This is a genomic window from Roseateles sp., assembly GCF_044373315.1.
Taxonomy (GTDB): Bacteria; Pseudomonadota; Gammaproteobacteria; order Burkholderiales; family Burkholderiaceae_C; genus JACDQM01.
On sequence record NZ_JBILQK010000018.1, the window covers coordinates 26127 to 49461 of the forward strand.

20 protein-coding genes are annotated in these 23335 nt (G+C 65.7%); 6 read left to right on the forward strand and 14 right to left on the reverse strand.

The features are described 5' to 3' along the window. Position 1: 1 nt before the first annotated feature. The 14 genes from ACIQ67_RS06680 to ACIQ67_RS06745 form a co-directional block, all read right to left on the reverse strand. Positions 2–901 carry an SDR family oxidoreductase gene (locus ACIQ67_RS06680; protein ID WP_397533583.1) on the reverse strand — a complete coding sequence of 300 codons (900 nt, stop codon included), beginning with the start codon at positions 899–901 and terminating at the stop codon, positions 2–4. Positions 902–934: 33 nt separating this feature from the next. Next, complete coding sequence (locus ACIQ67_RS06685) at positions 935–1867, reverse strand: glutathione S-transferase family protein (protein WP_397533584.1); 933 nt, start codon at positions 1865–1867, stop codon at positions 935–937. Beyond that, a complete protein-coding gene (locus ACIQ67_RS06690) occupies positions 1864–2316 on the reverse strand; it encodes a GNAT family N-acetyltransferase (protein WP_397533585.1) in 453 nt (150 codons plus the stop codon). The genes ACIQ67_RS06685 and ACIQ67_RS06690 overlap by 4 nt, the downstream gene beginning before the upstream one ends. Before the next feature lie 6 nt (positions 2317–2322). Beyond that, complete coding sequence (locus ACIQ67_RS06695) at positions 2323–3342, reverse strand: NADP-dependent oxidoreductase (RefSeq protein ID WP_397533586.1); 1020 nt, start codon at positions 3340–3342, stop codon at positions 2323–2325. A 121-nt stretch (positions 3343–3463) separates the two neighbouring features. Then, positions 3464–3937 (reverse strand): PaaI family thioesterase, encoded by a 474-nt coding sequence (locus ACIQ67_RS06700; protein WP_397533587.1) that lies wholly within the window; start codon positions 3935–3937, stop codon positions 3464–3466. 4 nt (positions 3938–3941) lie between these two features. Further along, the gene (locus ACIQ67_RS06705) at positions 3942–4748 is read right to left on the reverse strand and encodes an SDR family oxidoreductase (protein WP_397533588.1); all 807 of its coding nucleotides are present in this window, start codon (positions 4746–4748) and stop codon (positions 3942–3944) included. 42 nt (positions 4749–4790) lie between these two features. Then, positions 4791–4985, reverse strand: a complete 195-nt coding sequence (locus ACIQ67_RS06710) for a hypothetical protein (protein WP_397533589.1) — start codon at positions 4983–4985, stop codon at positions 4791–4793. An 11-nt stretch (positions 4986–4996) separates the two neighbouring features. After that, a complete protein-coding gene (locus tag ACIQ67_RS06715; protein WP_397533590.1) occupies positions 4997–6811 on the reverse strand; it encodes an acyl-CoA dehydrogenase in 1815 nt (604 codons plus the stop codon). Positions 6812–6875: 64 nt separating this feature from the next. After that, positions 6876–8051, reverse strand: a complete 1176-nt coding sequence (locus ACIQ67_RS06720; protein WP_397533591.1) for an acetyl-CoA C-acyltransferase — start codon at positions 8049–8051, stop codon at positions 6876–6878. Positions 8052–8126: 75 nt separating this feature from the next. After that, the gene (locus tag ACIQ67_RS06725) at positions 8127–10223 is read right to left on the reverse strand and encodes a 3-hydroxyacyl-CoA dehydrogenase NAD-binding domain-containing protein (RefSeq protein WP_397533592.1); all 2097 of its coding nucleotides are present in this window, start codon (positions 10221–10223) and stop codon (positions 8127–8129) included. A gap of 159 nt (positions 10224–10382) precedes the next feature. Continuing rightward, on the reverse strand, positions 10383–12323 hold the full coding sequence (locus ACIQ67_RS06730) for a hypothetical protein (protein WP_397533593.1): 1941 nt from the start codon (positions 12321–12323) through the stop codon (positions 10383–10385). A 181-nt stretch (positions 12324–12504) separates the two neighbouring features. Next, the gene (locus ACIQ67_RS06735; protein ID WP_397533594.1) at positions 12505–14082 is read right to left on the reverse strand and encodes an ABC transporter substrate-binding protein; all 1578 of its coding nucleotides are present in this window, start codon (positions 14080–14082) and stop codon (positions 12505–12507) included. Positions 14083–14183: 101 nt separating this feature from the next. Beyond that, positions 14184–15458, reverse strand: a complete 1275-nt coding sequence (locus tag ACIQ67_RS06740; protein ID WP_397533595.1) for an HD-GYP domain-containing protein — start codon at positions 15456–15458, stop codon at positions 14184–14186. Positions 15459–15631: 173 nt separating this feature from the next. Further along, positions 15632–16279, reverse strand: a complete 648-nt coding sequence (locus ACIQ67_RS06745) for a c-type cytochrome (RefSeq protein ID WP_397533596.1) — start codon at positions 16277–16279, stop codon at positions 15632–15634. Between the two features lie 88 nt (positions 16280–16367). Between ACIQ67_RS06745 and ACIQ67_RS06750 the strand changes: the two genes are divergently transcribed. From ACIQ67_RS06750 to ACIQ67_RS06775, 6 genes are all read left to right on the forward strand, one after another. Beyond that, positions 16368–17222: an AAA family ATPase gene (locus ACIQ67_RS06750; protein WP_397533597.1), complete on the forward strand. Its 855-nt coding sequence runs from the start codon at positions 16368–16370 to the stop codon at positions 17220–17222. Between the two features lie 12 nt (positions 17223–17234). Continuing rightward, entirely contained in the window at positions 17235–17462 is a 228-nt protein-coding gene (locus ACIQ67_RS06755) for a hypothetical protein (protein WP_397533598.1), read from the forward strand. Further along, entirely contained in the window at positions 17459–18052 is a 594-nt protein-coding gene (locus tag ACIQ67_RS06760; protein ID WP_397533599.1) for a GNAT family N-acetyltransferase, read from the forward strand. The genes ACIQ67_RS06755 and ACIQ67_RS06760 overlap by 4 nt, the downstream gene beginning before the upstream one ends. An 84-nt stretch (positions 18053–18136) precedes the next feature. Next, positions 18137–20200 carry a S9 family peptidase gene (locus ACIQ67_RS06765; protein ID WP_397533600.1) on the forward strand — a complete coding sequence of 688 codons (2064 nt, stop codon included), beginning with the start codon at positions 18137–18139 and terminating at the stop codon, positions 20198–20200. Between the two features lie 52 nt (positions 20201–20252). After that, positions 20253–21437 (forward strand): VWA domain-containing protein, encoded by a 1185-nt coding sequence (locus ACIQ67_RS06770; protein ID WP_397533601.1) that lies wholly within the window; start codon positions 20253–20255, stop codon positions 21435–21437. Then, positions 21434–23299: an autotransporter assembly complex family protein gene (locus ACIQ67_RS06775; protein ID WP_397533602.1), complete on the forward strand. Its 1866-nt coding sequence runs from the start codon at positions 21434–21436 to the stop codon at positions 23297–23299. Before ACIQ67_RS06770 ends, ACIQ67_RS06775 begins: the two co-directional genes overlap by 4 nt. The last annotated feature ends 36 nt before the right edge of the window (positions 23300–23335 follow it).

Sequence of the window (23335 nt, forward strand, 5' to 3'; positions counted from 1 at the left end):
CTCAGCCCTGCTTGAGCGCCCCGCGCAGCTTCTGCCCTAGCTCGGGCTTGTCCTTGAAAGGGTCGGTCGGATTGCGCAGCAGCATGGCGTCTTCCATGCGCGTCTGCACGCCGGCAAGCGCCTGCGGGTGGCTGAAGATGTAGAAGCGGTCCTCATCCATCGCGGCGAACACCATGGCCGCCACATCGGCGGCGCTGATCTTGCCGGAGGACACGGCCTTGTCGCTCATGGCCTGCGAGATCAGCTGGCTCTGCGTCGGCTTGGACGCGGCCAGCTCGCCCGGCCGGTTGCGGTGGCTCTGCGAAATGCCGGTGGGCACGAAATAGGGGCACAGCACCGAGCAGTGGATCTGCTCGCAGACCAGGGACAGGTCTTGATAGAGCGTCTCGCTCAAGCTCACCACCGCATGCTTGCTGACGTTATAGACACCCATGTTCGGCGCATTCAGCATGCCGGCCATCGACGCCGTGTTGACGATATGGCCTTCAAACGAGGGATCAGCCTTGGCGGCCGCCAGCATCATCGGCGTAAACAGGCGCACGCCATGCACCACGCCCATCAGGTTGACGCCCAGCACCCATTCCCAGTCGGCCAGCGTGTTCTCCCACACCAGGCCGCCCGAGCCGACGCCGGCATTGTTGAAGACGAAGCTGGGTGCGCCGAAGCGTTCCTGCACCGCATCGGCCAGCGCCTGCATCTGATCGGCCTTGGCCACGTCCACGCGACGTGCCAGCACCGGCACGCGGCCCTCGAACTCAGCCGCTGCCTTGTCCAGCGCGTCCTGCTGCACATCGCAGAGCACGAGGTTCATGCCACGCGCGGCAGCAAGGCGCGCCACTTCCAGGCCGAAGCCCGAACCCGCGCCGGTGATCACGGCCGTGCGGCCCTGGTAAGTCTTCATGGCTGGTCTCCTTGATAGTTCTGTCTTGCCTATTCAGGCTGGCTGCTTTGCCTTGTTCAGCGCATAGCCGATGCGCGGGAAGTGCACATGCACGGTGCCCGCGCGTGGGTCCTCGCGGCGCAGCGTTATCTGGCCGGCGCTCAAGCCCACCAGCATGCCGCTGACAACATCGCAGGCGTAATCGGTGGCAACCACCTCGACCGGATCGCCGGCCTCGAAGCCTTGCCCCGCCTGCACCTCGGTGGGCTGCGGCGTCGCCGCGTGCGCGATGGCGATGGCCTCGGCGCTGCTGAGCTTCTCGCTGCGGCCGTGGCCGAAAGCGGCGATGCGATCAAACCAGGCCGCCAGGCGCGGGAAGGCATCGAGGATGCTGGCCACCGGCGGCGCGCGGCGGATGTACCAGAGGCTCTGCACCGCCGAGAAGTCAGCGATGCTGGGCACGCTGCCGCACAGGAAGCAGCGGCCGTCGAGTTGCTGCTCCAGCCAGCCGAGGTAGGTCTGCAGCGCAGCCGTGGCGTCGCGCGTGCTGGGCCGCTTCATGCCGGCCGTCATCGCGGCGCGGTCGGCAGCAAAGGCTTGCAGCATCTCGGGCGGGGCGCCGGCAAAGATGGCGGCAGCACCCGCCGGCTGCATGGTGTATGGAATCGCCACCCAGAACAGATCGCTGTCGGCCCATTGCGCCAGGATTTCGGCCGCGCCGCCAGCCTCGGCCGGGTAGAGGCTGGGGGCGGGATGCAGCGCATCAATCACGCGGCTCATCAGCGCGGTGTCGCAATAGATGTCGGCGCCGATCTGCAAGAAAGGCGTGCGGCGGTAGCCACCAGTCAGCGCCATCACATCGGGCTTGGGTTTGATCACCGGCACGGTGACGCTGCGCCAGGCCAGGCCCTTGTAGCCCAGGATCAAGCGCATCTTCTCGGAGAAGGGCGAGCCGGCGTAGTGGTGCAGGATCATCGAATCACTCATGGCTGCTGTGGCTCCCGGCGCATGTCGATATGGGGAATGCCGTCCTCGTCGTAGACGGCCGAGATGGGCACAAAGCCCAGGCTGGCGTAGAAGCCCTGCAGGTGCGCCTGCGCGCTCAAGGCGCTGGCCTGGCCGGGCCAGCGCTGCTCGCATTCGGCGATGGCACGCTGCATCAGCGCCCTGCCCTGACCGGCGCCGCGGGCGGCGGGCGCGGTCAGCACGCGGCCGATCTTGGGGCCGGCCGCTGTCGGGATCAGGCGCGCACAGGCCAGCAAGGCGCCGGACGCATCCCGGCCCAGCAAGTGCAGGGCCATCAGGTCCTGCCCGTCCGGGTCGAGATAGATGCAGCGCTGCTCGACGACGAAGACCTCGCTGCGCAGCTGCAGCAGCGCATAGAGCTCACGCGCGCCCAGCGCATCGAGCGCGCAGCAGGTCCAGGTCAGCGCCACAGCGTCTTAGATCAACTTCACCAGCTGCTTGCCGAAGTTCTTGCCTTTGAGCAGGCCCAGGAAGGCTTCCGGCGCAGCGGCAATACCGTCAGCCACGCTCTCGCGGTACTTCAGCTTGCCGGTGGCCACCAGCGTGCCCAGCTCCTTCAGCGCCTCGGGCCAGACTTCCATGTGCTCGGAGACGATGAAGCCCTCGACCTTCATGCGGTTCACCAGGATCAGCTGGGGCGCCGTCATCGGGATCGGTTCGCCGTTGTAGCCGGAAATCATGCCGCACATGGCGATGCGGCTGAAGGCATTGGCGCGCAGCATCACCGCGTCGAGAATCATGCCGCCGACGTTCTCGAAGTAGCCGTCGATGCCGTTCGGGCAGGCTGCCTTCAGCGCCGCCGACAGGCTCTTCACATCCTTGTGCTCCTTGTAGTCGATGCAGGCATCGAAGCCCAGCTCCTCGACCACATAACGGCACTTGTCAGCGCCGCCGGCAATACCCACTGCGCGCGCGCCGCGCACCTTGGCCAGCTGGCCGACCGCGCCGCCCACTGCGCCGCTGGCAGCGCTGACCACCACCGTCTCGCCGGCCTTGGGGTTGATGATCTTGACCAGGCCATACCAGCCGGTGACGCCAGGCATGCCCACCGCGCCCAGATAAGCCGACAGCGGGATGTGGGTCGTGTCCACCTTCTGCAGCACGCCGCGCTGGCTGGCATCGACCAGCTGGTATTCCTGCCAGCCGCCCATGCCCACCACCTTGTCGCCGACCGCGAAATGCGCGTTCTTGGACTCCACCACCTCGCCGACGGTGCCGCCGATCATCACCTCGTTCAGCGGCTGCGGCTGAGCGTAGCTCTTGCCGTCGTTCATGCGACCGCGCATGTAAGGGTCGAGGCTGAGGTAGTGGTTGCGCACCAGCACCTGGCCCTCGGCCAGCGCCGGCAGCGCGGTTTCGACCAGCTTGAAGTTGGCGGCGCTGGGTTCACCGACAGGCCGCGAGGCCAGTTGGATCTGGCGATTGACGATGCTCATGGAATGTCTCCTGCTTGGGAAAACGGAATTGAAGCATGCGACGCGGCCACCGCGGCGTCTCATGGGCGACAAGAAAAGCACGATCGTTCGGTTTCTGGCGCCGCCCCATCGCGGCTGCGAATCAGCCCGGCTCAGCTGGCGGGTTCAGCGTCTTCAGCGCGCGCCCTTTGCCCGGCAGCGCCCGCAGGTATTTGAAGGTGCCGGTGGCATGGGCGCAGAGCTTGTCCTCCGCCCCATAGACCGAGCCTTCGCAGAAAGCCATGGTGGTGGAGCGGTGCAGCAAGCGACCCACCGCACGCAACTGCCCCTCGCCGGGACGCATGAAGGAGGTCTTCATCTCGATGGTGACCACGCCGGGGCCGAAGTCCGGCTGGTCGGCATGGATGCTGCGCGCAGCATGCGCCATCGCCACATCCAGCAAGGTCATCAGTAGGCCTCCATGCGCCACCCGCCAGGAGTTCAGGTGGCCTTCGTTCAGGTCCACGCGCAACTCCGCCTCGCCCTGCCCCATCCGATGCAGCTCGAAGCCGAGCTGTTCGACAAAGGGGATGTGGGCGGGGAACTTCAGCGGCGGCGCCGGCTGCTCATGCTTCATTCACTCAGGCTCCGTGGATGGCCGAGACGCCGCCGTCCACCGCCAGGATCTGGCCGGTGATGTGCTTGCCGGCGCGCGAGGCGAACAGCAGGGCGGCGCCCTTCAGATCTTCATCATCGCCGATGCGGTTCAGCGGCGCCTTGGCAGCCATGTTCTCCTCGCCCAGCGCGGCCAGCAGGCCCTTGGTCATCTTGCTCGGGAAGAAGCCCGGCGCCAGCGCGTTGACGGTGATGCCGTATTGGCCCCATTCGCCGGCCAGCGCACGGGTGAAGTTGACGGCCGCGCCCTTGCTGGTGTTGTAGGCGATGGTCTTCATCATCGGCGTGTTGCCGGCCAGGCCGGCGATCGAGGCCACATTGATGATGCGGCCGTAGCGGCGCGGAATCATGCTTTGGCGCGCGGCCTCCTGGCTCATCACGAACAGGCTGCGGATGTTCAGGTTCATCACCTTGTCCCAGGCCTCGACCGGATGGTCCTCGGCCGGTGCGCCCCAGGTGGCGCCGGCGTTGTTGACCAGGATGTCGATCTGGCCGAGCCGCTCCATGGTCTGGCTGACGACGCCGCGCGCCTGCGCCTCATCCGCTGCGTCGGCGGCGATCCAGCGTGCGTCGATGCCGCGATCCTGCAGATGGGCCACAGCCTCTTCCAGATCAGCCGCCTTGCGCGAGCTCAGCATGATCTTGGCGCCGGCCTCGCCCAGCGACTCGGCGATCTGCAGGCCCAGGCCGCGCGAGCCGCCGGTGACCAGGGCCACCTGCCCGTCCAGCCTGAACAGGTCCATCACCGGCTTGCTTGCTGCTTGTTCGCTCATCTCAATGTCTCCGTGGGTTTGTCGGGTTCAATCAATCAATCGTCAGGGCCAGAGCGAGCGCAGCCAGATCAGCAAGACGCCGCCCGCGACTGCGGTGCCGCCCTTGCCGATCAACACCCAGCCCCAGACAGGATCGCCGCCGCGCACGAGAAAGAGCCCCAGGCAGGCGAGCACCAAGCCGCCGAAGATCAGCAGCCAGATCAGTCGCTCCATCCACACCAGGGCGTTCTTGCTCATGGCCGCTGCGCTCAGAAGTACTCGCTGCGCATCTCGCGGCACAGCGCTTCGCGGCGCTCCACCACGCCCAGCCAGGCCTCGATTCTGGGCAGCTCGTAGGCGTAGAAATAGCGTTGCGCGGCCCGCTTTCCCTGGGCGAAATCGCTATCGCCGTGGACGCTCAGGCCCACGTCCAGCCACAGCCAGGCCAGCACTGTGTGGCCGAAGGCCTGCAGATAGGCGGTGGCATTGGCCAGCGCTTCTTCGGGCTGGCCAGTGGCCCAGGCCATCTTGGTGGCGCGGCCCACCTTGGCCAGCGCCGCGGCCAGCTGATTGGCCGACTCAGCCAGCTCGGGCCGAGCCATGGCGTGCTCGATGGTCTTGTTGATGCGCGCGGCAAGCACGGCCAGGGCCTTGCCGCCGTCCATCACCACCTTGCGGCCCAGCAGGTCCAGGCCCTGAATGCCATGCGTGCCCTCGTGGATCATGTTCAAGCGGTTGTCGCGCCAGTACTGCTCCACCGGGAAGTCGCGCGTGTAGCCGTAGCCGCCCAGCACCTGGATGGCCAGCGAATTGGCCTCCAGGCACCACTCGCTGGGCCAGCTTTTGGCGATCGGAATCAGCACCTCCAGCAGCGCCTTGGCCTCGGCCGCCGCCTCGGGCGCGCCGCTGTGCTGCTCGTCCACCAGGCGGGCACACAACAGTTCCAGTGCAAGCCCGCCTTCGACATAGCTCTTCTGCGCCAGCAGCATGCGCTTCACATCGGCGTGTTCGATGATGGGCCGCTGCGGCGACGCCGCATCTTTTCCGGCTGCCGTCATCGGCCGCCCCTGCGGACGCTGGCGCGCGTAGTCCAAACTGGCCTCATAGCCGGCATAGCCCAGCATCACGGCGCCCAGGCCCACGCCGATGCGGGCCTCGTTCATCATGTGGAACATGCACTTCAGGCCTTCGCCGGGCTTGCCGACCAGATAGCCCACCGCACCTGCGCTGCCACCTGGCTTGAACTTGCCTTCGCCGAAGTTCAGCAGCGTGTTGGTCGTGCCGCGATAGCCCAGCTTGTGGTTCAGGCCGGCCAGTGCCACATCGTTGCGCTCGCCGGTCAGCTCGCCGCGCTCGTTGACCATGCGCTTGGGTACGATGAAGAGCGAGATGCCACGGGTGCCAGAGACGGTCTTGCCATCGGGGCCAGGAATCTTGGCCAGCACCAGATGGATGATGTTCTCGCTGATCTCGTGCTCGCCGCCCGAGATCCACATCTTGTTGCCCTTGAGGCGATAACGCGGCCCCAGCGATTCCTGCTCGAAGCCTTCGCCATCCGGCTCGGCGCGGGTGGCCACGTCCGACAGCGAAGAGCCGGCCTGCGGCTCGGACAGGCACATGGTGCCAAACCAGCGGCCAGCGAACTCGTTCTTGGCGAAGACCTCGCGCTGCAGCGGCGAGCCGTGGGCCATCAGCAGGCTGGCATTGCCGCTGGTGAGCATGGCGTAGCCGCCCATCGCGACGCTGGCCTTGCTGAAGAAGGCGTTGGCCGCCATCTCGATCACGCAGGGCAGCTGCATGCCGCCGATCTCGTAATCCTGCGCTGCGGCCAGCATGCCGGACTCGACATAGGCGGCCATCGCCTCATGCGTGGCCTGCGGCAGGTGCACGCGTTCGCCATCAAAGTGCGGCTCCTGCGTGTCGGCCAGGCGGTTGAAGGGCGCGAACTTCTCGCGGGCGATCTTCTCGCAGGTGTCCAGCACCGCGCCGAAGGTCTCGGCCGAATGCTCGGCAAAGCGCTCGCGCTGGGTGAGGTCTGCGACCTTGAGCCAGTCATTGAGCAGGAAATCCAGGGTCTGGCGCATCGCGCCCTCCTCTATCAAAAAGGACAGCGCGATGTGCCGCGCCCGCAAGCCTTTTGAGTCAGGCTTACAGAACTTCAAACACCCCGGCTGCGCCCATGCCGCCACCGATGCACATCGTCACGCAGACACGCTTGGCACCGCGGCGCTTGCCTTCGATCAGCGCATGGCCGGTCAAACGCTGGCCCGACACGCCGTAGGGGTGACCCACCGCGATGGCGCCGCCGTTGACGTTCAGGCGCTCCATCGGAATGCCCAGCGTGTCGGCGCAATACAGCACCTGCACGGCGAAGGCTTCGTTGAGCTCCCACAGGTCAATGTCCGAGACCTTCAGGCCCAGCTTCTTCAGCACCTTGGGCACGGCGAACACCGGGCCGATGCCCATCTCGTCAGGCTCGCAACCCGCCACCGCGAAACCAAGGAAGCGGCCCAGGGGCTTGAGGTTGTGGCTCTGTGCATAGTCTTCGCTGACCACCACGCAGGCGCCAGCACCATCGCTGAACTGGCTGGCATTGCCGGCCGAGATCAGGCCGCCCGGCAGGGCCGAGCGCAGGTCTTTGATGCCGTCGTAGGTGGTGCCGTCACGCAGGCCTTCATCGGTGCTGATGGTCACTTCCTTGGTGCTCATGCCCAGCACCTTGTCGACCACGCCCATGGTGGTGGTGACGCTGACCATCTCGTCGGCGAACTTGCCGGCAGCCTGGGCCGCGCAGGCCTTCTGCTGGCTGGCGGCGCCGTACTCATCCATGCGTTCGCGGCCGATGCCATAGCGCTTGGCCACCTGCTCGGCAGTCTGCAGCATGCTCCAGTAGATCTCGGGCTTGTTCTTGACCAGCCAGGTGTCGGCGTACATATGGCGGTTGGCCTCGTTCTGCACGCAGGAGATGCTCTCCACGCCACCAGCCACATAGACGTCGCCCTCGCCGGCAATCACGCGCTGCGCGGCCATCGCGATGGTCTGCAGGCCCGAGGAGCAAAAGCGGTTGATGGTGACGCCGGCCACCGTGATCGGCAGGCCGGCGCGCAGCGCAATCTGGCGCGCGATATTGCCGCCGGTGGCGCCTTCTGGCGTGGCGCAGCCCATCAGCACGTCCTCGATGGCGCCGGCTTCGATGCCGGCGCGCTCGACCGCCGCCTTGACGGCGTGGCCGCCCAGCGTGGCGCCATGGGTCATGTTGAAGGCGCCCTTCCAGCTCTTGGCCAGCGGGGTGCGTGCGGTAGAAACAATCACAGCCTTGCTCATGGCTCTCTCCTAACTTGTTCGTTCAGGAGCCGCGCCGGATCATGCGACCCGTGGCGCGGCGCAGGGTGTCTGTTGTCAGTCGTTGAAGCTCTTGCCTTCGGCCACCAGGCGCGCCAGCAGCGGCGCCGGCTGCCAGAAGCTGGCGTCGTCGTTGGGGTTCTTGGCGAAGCGCTTCATCGCCTGCACCACATTGAACAGACCCACGGTGTCGGCGTAGCACATCGGGCCGCCGCGCCACAGCGGGAAGCCGTAGCCGGTCAGGTAGACCATGTCCACGTCGGAGGCGCGCTGGGCGATGCCCTCTTCCAGCAGATGCGCGGCCTCGTTCACCAGCGCGAAGACCAGGCGCTGCACGATCTCCTCGTCGCTGATCTGGCGGGTTTGGATGCCGATGGCGGCACGGTGTTTGGCCAGCATCTCCTCAACCACCGGCGAGGGGATCGCATCGCGCTTGCCCGGCACATAGTCGTACCAGCCGGCGCCGGTCTTCTGGCCGTAGCGGCCCAGCTCGCACAGGCGGTCGGCGCTGGCCGAGTACTTCATGCCCGGCTTCTCGACATAGCGGCGCTTGCGGATCGCCCAGCCGATGTCGTTGCCGGCCAGATCGCCCATGCGGAAGGGGCCCATCGCGAAGCCGAACTTCTCGACCGCGCGGTCCACCTGCTGCGGGCTGCAGCCTTCATCCAGCAGGAAGCCGGCCTGGCGGCTGTACTGCTCGATCATGCGGTTGCCGATGAAGCCGTCGCAGACGCCCGAGACCACGGCGGTCTTCTTGATCTTCTTGCCAATCGCCATCACGGTGGCCAGTACATCCTTGGCGGTTTCCTTGCCGCGCACCACTTCCAACAGCTTCATCACGTTGGCCGGGCTGAAGAAATGCATACCCACCACGTCCTGCGGACGCTGGGTGAAGGACGCGATCTTGTCCACGTCCAGCGTCGAGGTGTTGGAAGCCAGGATGGCACCGGGCTTGGCGACCGCATCCAGCTGCTTGAACACCGCTTCCTTGACACCGATCTCCTCGAACACGGCCTCGATGATGAGATCGGCATCACCCAGCGCTGCGTAGTCCAGCGTGGTGCTCAGCAGGGCCATGCGCTGCTGGTACTTGTCTTCCTTGAGCTTGCCCTTCTTGACCTGGGCCTCGTAGTTCTTCTTGATGGTGGCCACGCCACGATCCAGCGCTTCCTGCTTGGTCTCCAGAATCGTCACCGGGATGCCGGCGTTCAGGAAGTTCATCGAGATGCCGCCGCCCATCGTGCCGGCGCCGATCACGCCCACCTTTTTGATCTCACGCTGCGGCGTGCTGTCCGGCACGTCGCCGATCTTGCTGGCAGCGCGCTCGGCGAAGAAGGCATGGCGCAGCGCCTTGGATTCCGGCGTCATCATCAGCGCCGCGAAGCCCTCGCGTTCGGCCTTCATGCCCTCGTCGAACTTCATGTTCACCGAAGCGGCCACGGCTTCCAGGCAGCGCAGCGGCGCCGGGAAGTTCTTGCTCATGCCGCCCACCATATTGCGGGCGAACTGGAAGAAAGCCTCAGGGCTGGCATGGCGGGCTTTGAGCTCGCGCACCTTGGGCAGCGGGCGCTTGTCAGCCACTTCATTGGCATAGGCGATCGCACCTTCCAGCAAATCGCCCTCGACGATCTTCTGGAACAGTTGCTGCCCCGGCACCTGGGCTAGCAGCTCGCTGTTGACCGGCTCGCCGCTGACGATCATGTTCAGCGCTGGCTCAACGCCCAGGGCGCGCGGCAGGCGTTGCGTGCCGCCGGCACCCGGCAGCAGGCCCAGCTTGACCTCGGGCAGCGCGATCTTGGCGCCCGGTGCGGCCACACGGTAGTGGCAGCCCAGGGCCAGTTCCAGGCCGCCGCCCATGCAGACGGTGTGCACGGCAGCCACCACCGGCTTGGAGCAGTTCTCGACCACCGCGATCAGGCTCAGCAGATTGGGTTCGGCCAGCGCCTTGGGGCTGCCGAATTCACGGATGTCGGCGCCGCCCGAGAAGGCTTTGCCGGCGCCGGTGATGATCACCGCCTTGACGGCCGGATCGACCTCGGCACGCTCAATGCCTGCGGCCGCAGCCTTGCGGGTCGCATACCCCAGGCCGTTGACCGGCGGGTTGTCCAGCGTGATCACGGCGATGGCGCCGCGGACTTGATAGTTCGCACTCATGCTCAGCCCTTCCTAGAAACCTGCAAAACGAGCCGGCAGCTTAGCCCCAGAAGGCAGGCCTGCCGGAAAAATAGAACGCTCGTTCGATTCTAGGAAAAGCGCGCCCGCGATCGCTGTCCCAACAGCGACAAGCCGGGCTGCACTAGTGGAAAACCCGGGTCAGGACCTCAGCGTGTAGCGCGTCAGCAGGCGCCGGCCCAGGCCGTCCTGCGCCGTCAGCCACAGCTCATGCACCGGCGTGCCGCCGATCGCCAGCGCCGCCACGCCAGGCAAGGGGCTGGCAAAGCGCGTGGTCTCCGATGGCGAAACTGTGAACTCGCGCTGCTGCACCCGGCCATCCGAATAGCGGATCACCGCGCGGACGCTGATCAGGCGCAGATCAGGATTGGCCGTGGCCCAGGTGGACCAGACCGGATCCAGGCCCGCCCGCAAGGCCGCCAGGGTCAACGGCGCGCTGCTCGAAACACCGTTGAAGACCGGATAGCGCGAGCTGGCCGGCGCGGTGGATTGAAGGTGGCTGGGCAGGAAAGCGGTGCGCGTCTTGTTGGCACCTCCCAGGCTGTAGCTGGCGATGTAGCGGGCTGCGCGCACGGTATCCGCGCCACCGAGCCAGCCCACGCTGGCCGATGCCAGCAAGGTATCGCGGATCCCCCCGGTGGCGGTGACGGTGCTGGCGCCGGCGACCTCGCTGACGCAGATCCAGTACTGCTCGCAATAGGCAAAGGGCAGGCTGAAGCCGCTGGGGGTCTGGACCGTGGCTTTCTCGATCAAACCGGTCGAGCTGGTGGGGTCTTGCGCCTGCAGCAGCACTTGCACGCCCAGCGCAGGGTTGGGGCTGCCGGCGACCGTCTCGGGCGCACCCGCGCCGTCGAGTGCCCACCAGGCCAACGGCCTGAGCTGGAAGTCCAGCTCGCGGCCATTGCCCTTGAGCTGCCATTTCTTGGTCCTGGTGTCGTAAGTCAACGCATCGCTGAAATAGTCCACCCGCTTGCCGCTGCTGTCGGTGACGAAGGCGCCCACCAGCACGCGCGCACAGTTGCCCGAGACCAGCGCATCATCGGCACAGCCGAGCAATTGGAAGCGGCTGAGCTGCCAGTTCTTGGCGGCGAAGGTGGCCAGCTTGGCTGACAGCACGCCGCCGCCGCCGCCGTTGTGCTTGTCATAGGCAGCCAGCAAGGCGTTCTCCGCGATGGCCGCCGCTTCACCGCCCTGCGCAATCAGTTGATTCAGCGCCACGCCGACATCATCGATCACGCCCAGATTCGCCGCCGTCGCCGCCGCAGCGGTGGTGGCCTTCAGAGTCGAGGTGATGGCGACTGTAGGTGTGCTGCCCGTCGTCTTGGCCAGTTCGGTCCTGGCCAGCGCCAGGTCGACCACCACCTCAGCGGTGCCGGCGGGCTGCAGCTTGTTGCTGAGCTGGAGCTGCAACACATCCAGATTGCTGCGCACCACGTTGACACGCAGCAGATCCAGCAGCAGATCGGCCGGGTTCTTGTTGGCCGCGAACCCGCTGGCATTCAGCAGGTCCAGGGTCTTGCTGTCGCTGATCTTGACGTCGGACAACGGCGTCTTGATCAGGGTCTTCAGGAAGTCGGAGGCCGCCGTGAGTAGGCTCAGATTCGCCAGCACCGACTGCTGATCAGCGGCCTTGGCAAACACAGGTGCCACTTCTGTACCCAGCGCCAGATGCAGGACCGCATCACTGAGCGGCGTGATGTTGGCATTCATCGTGACGGCCGGCGTGGCCACCACCGAATGCAGCAGCACCGGCGCGCCGGTGGCATCCAGACCCCTGGCCTGCACCAGCACCGGCGTGCTGATGGCCTTGCTGCTGAGCCTGAGGCTGTAGCTGCCATCCACCGGATGGGCGGTGGTGCCGCCCAACGCATTGCCCTTGCTGTCGATCACCGTGATGCTGGCGCCGCCGAGGGGTGCGCCGATGGCAACAACTCCGCTGAGCACCGGCTCGCTGGCAAGGCCGGGCGTCGTCGGCGTAGTACCCGATCCCGCATCACCGCCCCCACCTCCGCCACCACAGGCGACCAGGGACAGCACAGTGCTCACGACAAGAAGCAGACGGGGGAAATCGGCGGTTCGCATGGTGATGAAACCAGGGCAGAGGATGGCGCGGCCAGTATGGCGCGCCCAGCCCCGGGCAAACCCCGCATCAATGGCGCATTAGCCCCCCAAACAAGGCTACCGTTTGCGCCGGGCAGAACGGAAAAAGGCGGCACAGCCGCCCTTTCCAGAAGTCGACGCGCTGCCTGCAGCGCGTTGGCTCTCACTTGCTGCCGACAGTCACCCAGCTGACCTCGAACCAGTTGTCCGCACGGTGCACGACGTTGATGTTGCTTCGCGCAGCCCAAGGAATCATCTGGCGGTGCAGCGGAATCACCTGGACCTGCTCCTTGGCCTCGGTCAGCGCGGCCTTCACCAGTTGCTCGCGCTTCTTGGGGTCGGCCTCGACGCTGCTCTGCGCTGCCAGCTGGTCGAGCTTGTCGTTCTTGGCATTGCCGTAGTTGTAGGCGCCAATGCCTTTCTCGCCGCGGTTGCGCAGCACCGGGGTCAGCGTGGTTTCCGCATCGGTGACCGCGCCGCCCCAACCCAGCATGTACATGCTGGTATCGAGCTTCTCCAGCTTGGGGAAGTAGGTCACGCGCGGCATGGCGTTGACCTTGACCTTGACCTTCAGCTGCGCCCACATCGACGCCAGCGCGAGGCAGATTTCCTCGTCGTTGATGTAACGGTTGTTGGGGCAGTCCAGCGTGACTTCAAAGCCGTCCGCATAGCCGGCATCAGCCATCAGCTTGCGGGCCGCCGCCAGGTCGAAGGGGTAGCGAGACTCGAGCGCTGCATCACCATAGGCACCCAGCGGCGACGGCGTCAGGCCGCCGGTGGGCATGCTCTGCCCGTTCATCAGCTTGGTCTTCATCGCCTCGATGTCGACTGCCTGATACAGCGCGCGGCGCACACGCTGATCCTTGAACGGGTTCTTGTCGCCAGGCGCCTTGCCGTACAGCATGGTGTCGCGGGCCTGATCCATGCCGATGAAGACGATGCGGTTCTCAGGACCGTCGATGATCTTCACGCCGGCGGTGTTGCGCAGACGGGGTACATCACGCGGTGCAGGATCAAGCACGAAATCGATCTCGCCCGAGACCAGAGCGGCGAGGCGTGTCGCGTCATTGCCGATCGGCGTGAACACGATTTCCTGCACGTTGCCGTCGAACTTGCCCCACCAGTTCGGATTGCGCTTGTAGACCGACTTCACGCCCGGCTCACGCGTCATCAGCATGAAAGGGCCGGTGCCATTGGCATTGCGGCTGGCGTAGGACTCTTCCTTGTTCTTGAAATCCAGCGGCTTGGTGACCTTGTGCTTCTCGCTCCAGCTCTTGCTCATCATCCACATCGAGTCCAGATGCTGCAGGAAGATGGGATTGACCGAGCTGAGCTGGAACTCGACCGTCAGATCGTCGATGCGCTTGGGCGTGCCCAAGGCATTGGCATAGGCATTGATCTGGGAAGTCAGCTCCTTGCCGCGGTTGATCGAGTACACGACGTCATCAGCGTTGAAGGGGCTGCCGTCGTGGAACTTGACGCCCGGGCGCAACTTGAAGCGCCAGACCAGGGGCGAGACTTGGGTCCATTCGGTGGCCAGACCCGGCACGATGTTCAACTTGGCATCACGCCGCGTCAGACGCTCATAGACCTGACCATTGATCATATTGGTCATGCTCTCGTTCTGAGAGTGCGGATCCATGGTCTGCGGATCGCCCTGGCTGGCCCAACGCAGGGTTTGCGCCTGGACACTCAGCGCGCAAGCGGTAGCGATGGCGCCGATCACGAAAATGCTCTTCATCCTGAAACTCCCGAAGGGTGACAATGCCCGGGAGTGTAGGCAAGCAGCGGTGCTTCTCTTACCTGGGATTCACCTGATGGGGCTTGTACCGAGCGAGTGCTTCAGGCGCGCACATCGGGCTTGGACCACAGGTCGTCGATGTGGCTGAAGCCCCAGTCCTGAGGTATCTCGCGGCCGACGATCTTGTCATTCGTCGCTGGATCCGCCAAGTTCAGCACCTGCACCGGGATCGGCATCTTGGACTTGGTGGAAAAGAACACGCGCACCGTGGGCGACACCAAGGCGCCAGGGTTCTGGTCGATCACCACCGCCAGCCGGCCGGAGTGCAGCTTCACCAGGGTGCCGACCGGATAGATGCCCACGCTGATGACGAAGGCCTTGAAGATTGCCGGGTCAAAGTGGCCGGCCCACTGCGACATGCGCTGGATCGAGCCCGCCGCATCCCAGGCTGTCTTGTAGGGCCGGTTCGAGGTGATGGCATCGTAGACATCGCAGACCGCACCCATGCGCGACAGCAGACTGATCTGGTCGCCCTTGAGCTTGTTCGGATAGCCGCTGCCGTCCATCTTCTCGTGGTGATGCAGGCACACATCCAGCGCCGACTCAGGCACGGCAGCGCCCTCCTTGAGCATCTCGAAACCACGCATCGGGTGGGAGCGCATCACGGCGAATTCATCATCCGTCAGCGCGCCGGGCTTGTTCAGCACCTCCATCGGCATCGCCATCTTGCCGACGTCATGGAGCAGCCCAGCCAGGCCCGCCTCGCGTGCCTGGGTTTCGCTCAGGCCCATCTGCCGACCCAGCGACACCATCAAGGCGCACACAGCCACCGAGTGCATATAGGTGTAGTCGTCCTTGGTCTTGAGCCGGGCCAGGCTGATCAGCGCGGAAGGGTTGCGCGCCACCGAGGACGCCACGTCCTCGACCAGAGGCAGGCACGCTTCAGCATCGATGGCTTTGCCCAGCCGCGCTTCACCGAACAGCTTGACGACAGCCTCGCGGGAGCGGTTGACCAGCTGGGCCGCGCGCTGCATCTCCTCGCCTGCAGCCACACGTGCCTCGGGCTGCGCTGGCGCAGGACTGGCCGGCGAGACCACAGCCGCGACTGCTGCAACTGTCGCCGGCGCTGGCGCGGGTTCGGGCGCTGCCTCGGGCGGCGGCGGCTCCAAGGTCTCCATCGCTTCGCCTTCGACGTCAGACCCCTTGCTGGAGTCGATCCACACGGCAGGCACGCCGCTGCGCAGCAAGGCATCGAGATCCGCCTGATCCCGCAGCACGAACTTGGTCTTCCAGAACGGATGTGACAGCCATGGCCCTTCCATGCCGTGAAGAAACATGCCGAGTTTGATCTGCCGAACAGGAATCTTCTTAAGCATGAGAGGAGGACGCTTGGAAAACAAAACGGACGACTTTCTCAGTATCACCGAATTAGGACACAGCCCCCCCGGCCATGCAGACGCAGAAAAGCCGCCTTCGCGGGCGGCTTTACGTGTTCACTGCGGCAGGGTCGGAGCAAACTGTGCCGGGAGCGCGCCCCGGCGGGCGTGGCTCAGCGCAGACGAGGCTGCGGCGTCGACGTCAACTCACCCGGCAGCGAGGCCAGGTACTTGGAGATTGCCTTCAGTTCGGAGAGCTTGTACTGCTTGACCTGGCCGGCCATGATCGCATTCGAGCGACCCACCAGCGGATTGCCTTCGACCTGGTAGGACTTCAGCGCCACATACAGGTAGTCGGCGTGCTGGCCGGCGATTTTCGGGTAGCTGCCGTCGATCGGCTTGCTGAAGTTGGCGCCGTGGCAGGAGATGCAAGCACCCTTGTCCAGCAGGACCTTGACTTCAGCGGAAGGCGCCGGCACCTGCTCAGGGGCAGGGGCGGTCTTGCCATGCTGTTCGTAGTAGGCCGAGATGTCAGCGATGTCCTGCTCGGTCAGCGTCTGGGCGATGCCGCGCATGGTCGGGTGCTTGCGCTCGCCCTTGGCATAGGCGGTCAGCGAGGCAGCGATGAACTTCGCGTTCTGGCCGGAGATCATCGGCACCCGGTGCACTTCGGGGAAGCTCGACTGGTAGCCGGGAATGCCATGGCAGCCGATGCACATCGCCACCTTCTTCTGGCCGGCGGCCACGTCTTGTGCCTGGGCTTGCGCCACAGCACCCACGGTTGCGGCCACGGCCAGCGAAATCTTCAGCAGTTTTTTCATGATCCCGAACGTTCCTGATCTGACACCGGCCGGGATTATAAGGGGGCTCTTATACTGACCCGTCAAACATCTGTCGTTGATCTACACCATGAAATTCCAAGGTTCGGACCAGTATGTCGCCACCGCCGATCTGATGCTGGCGGTCAACGCCGCCATCGCCCTGCAGCGTCCGCTGCTGGTCAAGGGCGAGCCCGGCACGGGCAAGACCATGCTGGCCGAAGAGGTCGCCCGCGCCTTGGACATGCCGCTGCTGCAATGGCATGTGAAGAGCACCACCAAGGCCCAGCAGGGCCTGTATGAATATGACGCAGTCAGCCGACTGCGAGACAGCCAGCTGGCCAGCATCGAGGGCAGCGACAAGGTGCGCGACATCGCCAACTACATCGTCAAGGGCGTGCTGTGGCAGGCCTTCGAGGCGGATCGGCCGGTCGCGCTGCTTATTGATGAGATCGACAAGGCCGACATCGAGTTCCCCAACGACCTGCTGCGCGAACTCGACCGCATGGAGTTCTACGTCTACGAGACCCGGCAGATGGTGAAGGCGCGCTACCGCCCGCTGGTCTTCATCACCTCCAACAACGAGAAGGAGCTGCCGGACGCATTTCTGCGCCGCTGCTTCTTCCACTACATCAAGTTCCCGGATGCAGCCACGATGCAGAACATCGTCGACGTGCACTTCCCCGACATCAAGAAAGAGTTGCTGTCGGCCGCGATGAAGACCTTCTTCGACGTGCGCAACCTGCCCGGCTTGAAGAAGAAGCCTTCCACCAGCGAGTTGCTGGATTGGCTGAAGCTGCTGGTGGCCGAGGACATTCCGGTCGAGGCGCTGCAAAGCCAGGACGACAAGGTCTCGATCCCGCCGCTTGTCGGCGCACTGCTGAAGAACGAGCAAGACCTGACCCTGTTCGAGAAGCTGGTCTTCATGCAGAGCCGCAACCGCTGAGCGCCGCAAGCAATGAACAATGACACCAAGAATGCCCTGCGCGAAGGCGTGGCGGACGCCCTGGGCTTCGTGCTGGGCGCGCTGGCCGGCTGGGGCCTGGGCCTGCAGTTCGGCATCGACTTCATCGGCAATACCAACTGGGGCCTGACCCAACTGGCCGGCTTGGCGCTGATCCTGGCCGGCTCAGGCCTGGGCCGCTGGCTGATGCGGCGCCTGATCCTGAAGGGCGAGCAGCGGTGAGCGAGCTCTGCGCGCCGGTCGGTCTGGTCGGGCGCCATGCCCGGCTGGAGCCGCTGTCGCCAGCTCATCTGGCGGGCCTGCAGCAGGCTTGCGCGGATGGCGATCTGTATCGCCTCTGGTACACCGCCGTGCCCACGGCCGAGGGCATGGCGGCCGAGATCGAACGCCGCCTTGCACTGCACGCTGCCGGCAGCATGCTGCCCTTCACGGTGTTCGACGCCGAGGGCCGGATCGCTGGCATGACGACCTATATGAACATCGACGCCAAGCACCGTCGCGTCGAAATCGGCTCCACCTGGTATGCACGGCGGGTGCAGCGCAGCGGCCTCAATACCGAGTGCAAGCTGATGCTGCTGACGCATGCCTTCGAGACGCTGGACTGCATCGCGGTGGAGTTCCGCACCCACCGGCTGAACACTCAGAGCCGCCGCGCCATCGAACGCCTGGGCGCACAGCTCGACGGCATCCTGCGCGCCCACCAGCGCAGCGCGGACGGCACGCTGCGCGACACCGCCGTCTACAGCATCACCGCGGCCGAATGGCCGACCATCCGCACCCATCTACGCTGGCAGCTCGAACGCCCGCGCTGAAGGCGCCGGCGGCCTGAGCCCGCGCGCGATCAGCCGGGCCAGGCGCAACCCCCCCCACATTGTCTGTCTCTTACCGGAGCACCCATGGCCACCCAGAAGAACAAGAGCAAGCACTTCGACGTCGACACCCTCTGGCAGATCGAACGTATCGGCGCCCCCAGTCTGTCGCCCGATGGCGCGCAAGCCGTGGCCGCGGTGACGCGCTACTCGATGGAGAAGAACAAGAGCAGCTCGAGCCTGTGGCTGCTGTCCACGCTGGGCGGTGCACCGCGCGCACTGACCAGCGCTGGTGACAAGGACGGCGCCCCCCAGTGGAGCCCCTCCGGCGAGCTGATCGCCTTCGTCGCACGGCGCGAGCAGGAAGGCAGCAAGGACGAGGAAGCGCAGCTGTATGTGATCGCGCCGGACGGCGGCGAGGCGCGCCGCGTCGGCCCGACAGGCGGAATCGCCACCGGCGTCGAAGCCTTCAAGTGGTTCCCGGATGGCAAGCGCATCGCCTTCATCTCCTGGGTCTGGCCCAAGCTCAAGGGCGCGGCGGCACAAGCCAAAGCCTTGAAGGAGTTCAAGGAGCGCAAGGAAAGCGGCTACCTCACCGATGAAGCCGTCTACCGCTACTGGGACCACCATGTGCCGATGGGCCGCGTCGCGCATCTGCACGTCGTCGACATCGCCACCGGGAAGACCCGCGACCTGTTCGAGGGCACCGACTTCGAGCTGACCCGCGCTGACCCCGACGCGAACTGCTTCGACATCGCACCGGACGGCCGTCGCATCGTCTTCAGCTACGACCCGCAGGCCGAGAAGCGCCTGGACAACCGCTACGCGCTGGCCGAGATCGAGCTGCGCGGCGGTGCCATCCGCACCTTGCTGCAGGACAAGGACTGGCACTTCACCGCGCCGCGCTACAGCCACGCCGGCCAGCACCTGGCCTTTTTGGCCTCGAACCAGGGCAAGAAGCACACCATGCCCGATCAGCTGGCGGTACTGGACACCCACGGCCACTGGGCCGTGCTGTCGGAAGACTGGGACCATGAAGTGACCGCGCCGCTGCGCTGGGACGAGGACGATCTGGGCGTGCTGTTCGGCGCCGAAGAGACAGGCCGCCGCCATCTGTGGCGCTTCGACGTGAAGACCTGCGCCGCCTTCAAGCTCTTCGAGGGCGGCAATGCCACTGCCTTCGCGCTGGCGGCCGGCACGCTGGTGGTGCAGCACGACAGCGTGCAGCATCCGCCGCATCTGTCGGTGCTCGACAGCGAAGGCGAAGGCAGCGACTGCGTGGCGCGCCGCATCGAGAGCTTCAACGACAGCCTGCTGGCCGACCACCAGTTCTCGCGCCACGAGGAAGTGCTCTACAAGGGCGCCCAGGGCGACGAGGTGCAGATGTGGCTGGTCTACCCGCCCGGCTTCGACGCCAAGAAGAAATACCCGCTGCTGCATGTGATCCACGGCGGCCCGCACACCGCCTTCGGCGACAGCTGGCATTTCCGTTGGAACCACCAGGTGATGGCCGCGCAGGGCTATGTGGTGGCCTGCGTCAACTACCACGGCTCATCGAGCTTCGGCCATGCCTTCCTGGACTCGATCACGCACCGCTGGGGCGAGCTGGAGCTGCAGGATGTGGAAGCCGCCACCGACCTACTGCTGAAGAAGCCCTGGGCCGACAAGAACCGCGTCTTCGCCACCGGCGGCAGCTACGGCGGCTACATGGTCGCGTGGATGAATGGCCATGTGAAGCCAGGCCGCTACCAAGCCTATGTTTGCCATGCCGGCTGCTATGACTGGCAGGCCATGTTCGCCGACGACGCATACACCTGGCATGCCAAGGAACTGGGCGCCTGGTACTGGGACGATCCGGCCAAGGTCGCCTCGCAGAGTCCGCACGCCTTCGCCAAGAGCATGAAGACGCCGACCCTGGTGATCCACGGCCAGCTCGACTACCGCGTGCCCGATGCCCAAGGCCTGGCCTACTACAACACGCTGAAGGCGCGCGGCGTGCCGGCCAAGCTGCTGTGGTTCCCAGACGAGAACCACTGGATCCTGAAGCCGCGCAACAGCAAGCTCTGGTACGGCGAGTTCTTCGGCTGGCTGAAGGCGCATGACAAGGCCGCCCCGGCAGCCCGCAAACGCCCAACGCCGCGCCGCGGCTGAAACCGCCCCGGCGGCATAATCGTCTCAGCCCTGATCCACGGCCCCACGCCCCATGCTGATCCCCTTCTTCTACACGCTGCGCGCCGCCAAGCTGCCGGTCTCGGTCAAGGAATTCCTGACCCTGCTGGAAGCGCTGAAGAGCGGCGTGATTGACGACGAAGGCGGTCCGACGGTCGACAAGTTCTACTTCCTGGCCCGCACCAGCCTGGTCAAGGACGAGGCCAACTTCGACAAGTTCGACCGGGCCTTCGGCGCCTACTTCAAGGGCGTGGAGATGCTGACCACCGACCTGCACAAGGAACTGCCGCTCGAATGGCTGCGCAAGCACCTGGAGCTGGAGCTCACGCCCGAGCAGAAGGCCGCTATCGAGAAGATGGGCTGGGACGAGTTGATGCAGACGCTGCAAAAGCGCCTGGAAGAGCAGAAGGAACGCCACGAAGGCGGCAACAAGTGGATCGGCACCGGCGGCACCAGCCCCTTCGGGCACGGCGGTTACAACCCGCAGGGCGTGCGCATAGGCGGCGCCGGCAAGAACAAGAGTGCCGTCAAGGTCTGGGAGCAGCGCGCCTACAAGGACTACGACGACAACCTTGAGCTCGGCACCCGCAACATCAAGGTGGCGCTGCGCCGCCTGCGCCGCTTCGCCCGCGAAGGCTCCGAGCTTGAACTGGACCTGGACAACACCATCCACAAGACCGCCGCCAATGCCGGCATGCTGGACATCCGCATGCAGCCCGAGCGCCACAACAAGGTCAAGGTGCTGCTGCTGATGGACGTGGGCGGCACGATGGACGAGCACATCCACCGCGTAGAGGAGCTGTTCTCCGCCGTCAAGAGCGAGTTCAAGCACCTGGAGTTCTATTACTTCCACAACTGCGTCTACGACTTTGTCTGGAAGAACAACCGCCGCCGCTTTGCTGAGAAGTTCCCGACCTGGGACATCATTCGCAAGTACAACAAGGACTACAAGCTGATCTTCGTCGGCGACGCGACGATGAGCCCCTACGAGATCCTGCAGCCCGGCGGCAGCGTCGAATACAACAACGAGGAGCCCGGCGCCGAATGGCTGCAACGGCTCACCAACGCTTTTCCCAAGTACGCCTGGATCAACCCCGAGCCGCAAGGCGTCTGGCAGTACCGCCAGAGCATTTCGCTGATCCAGCAGCTGATGCACCAGCGTATGTTCCCGCTCTCGCTGCAAGGGCTGGAAGGCGCGATGCGACTGCTCAGCAAATGACTCCACGCGCCCTCGGCGCCCTGCTGCTGGGTGCCAGTTGCGTCCTGCTGTCGGGATGCGCAAGTCTGTCGGCCCTGCTCGGCGGCGCCTCGCCGGTGCCGCGCAGTGCGGCCGCCAGCGACGCACCTCAAAAACTGGCCTATGAGTTGGAAGTCCGGGCGCCGGGCGAGTTGCGGGCCTTGCTGCTGCAGCATCTGGATCTGGCGCGCTTTCGCCTGCTCGACGAGGGCCAGGCCTTGAGCGCCTCCGAGCTGGCCCGCCTGGCCACCGCCGCGCCGGCCCAGGCGCGCAGCCTGCTGGAGACCGAGGGCTACTTCGAGCCACTGATCGAACTGCGCCGCGAAAGCGGCCCGGTCGAGCGCCTCATCGTGTCGGTCGACCCCGGGCCGCGCGTCATCATCAATGCGGTGCAGATCGATTTCAGCGGCGCGCTGCAGCCCCCCGAGGGCGACGCCCCGCCCGCTGATGCCGCCGAGCGGCAGCGGGCCGAGCGTCTGCGCGCCGAGTTGCAGCGCAGCTGGGGCCTGCCCGAGGGCCGGCCTTTCCGCCAATCGGACTGGTCGTCTGCCAAGACCGCCCTGTTGACCCGCAGCCGCGCCTCCGGCTATCCACTGGCACGCCTGGCCCTCAGCGATGCTGAGCTCGACACCGAATCACGCCGTGCCGTGCTGCGTCTCAGCCTCGACTCGGGGCCGCTGTTCCGGCTTGGCGAGATCCGCATCGAAGGCCTTCAGCATCAGCCACCGAGCACCGTGCTGCGCCTGGCGGATTTCCGCCCCGGCACGCCCTACAGCGAGAAGCTGCTGCTGGATTTCCAGGAACGGCTGCAGGCCACGCTGCTGTTCGACCGCGTCAGCGTCGAGCTCGACAGCGCCGAGTCCGGCAGCGCCAGCGCGCCTGTGCTGGTGCGCCTGCGCGAGGCGCCGCGCCAGCAGGCCACCACCGGCCTGGGGTTCAACGCCAACACCGGCCAGCGCGTCACGCTGGAGCATCTGCATCGCAAGCCCTTCGGCCTGGACATGCGTAGCCGCAGCAAGATCGATTTCGGCCGCGATCTGCGATCGGCCGAGCTGGAGCTGACCTCGCATCCGCAGACCGATATGCAGCGCAACCTCGGCTCGCTGGCGTTCGAGGAAGACCGCTCATCCAGCACCATCAACACCAGCCTGATCGGGCGCCTGGGACGGCTGCGCGAACATGCCCAGGACGAACGCCTGATCTATCTGGAGCTGATCCGCTCGCGCGAGCGCAATGGCGCGCTGAGCACCGATACCGGCGCGCTGTCGATCAACAGCCAATGGACGCGACGGCGCGTCGACGACAAGCTGCTGCCCACCGATGGCCACACCGCCTGGCTGCAACTGGGCCTGGGCCGGGCCGACAACTCCGGCGGCATCAACGGCGCCTTCGGCCGCGCACAGATCAAGCTGGGCTGGTACCGCCCGCTGCCCAAGGGCTGGCACAGCGAGCTGCATCTGGATGCGGCGCAGGTACTGGTGAAGGGCGGCATCGCGATGCCGGACCGCCTGCTGTTCCGCGCCGGTGGCGACAACTCGGTGCGCGGCTATGCCTATCGCAGCCTCGGCCCCACTGTCGGAGGCCGGGAGGTCGGCGGCCGCGCCCTGCTGACCGGCAGCGCCGAACTCGCGCATCCGATCTCGAAGAGCTACCCCGGCCTGTGGGGCGCAGTCTTCGTCGACGCGGGCGATGCGGCGGAGAACTTCGGCGCGCTCAAGCCGGTGCTGGGTTACGGTGCCGGCCTGCGCGTGCGCAGCCCGGTGGGCAGCCTGCGCCTGGATCTGGCGCGCGGCCATGAGTTGGGCCGCTGGCGCCTGCACTTCAGCGTCGGGATTGCGCTATGAAGCAGGGCACTGCGGCTGCAGCCATCAATGCGGAGT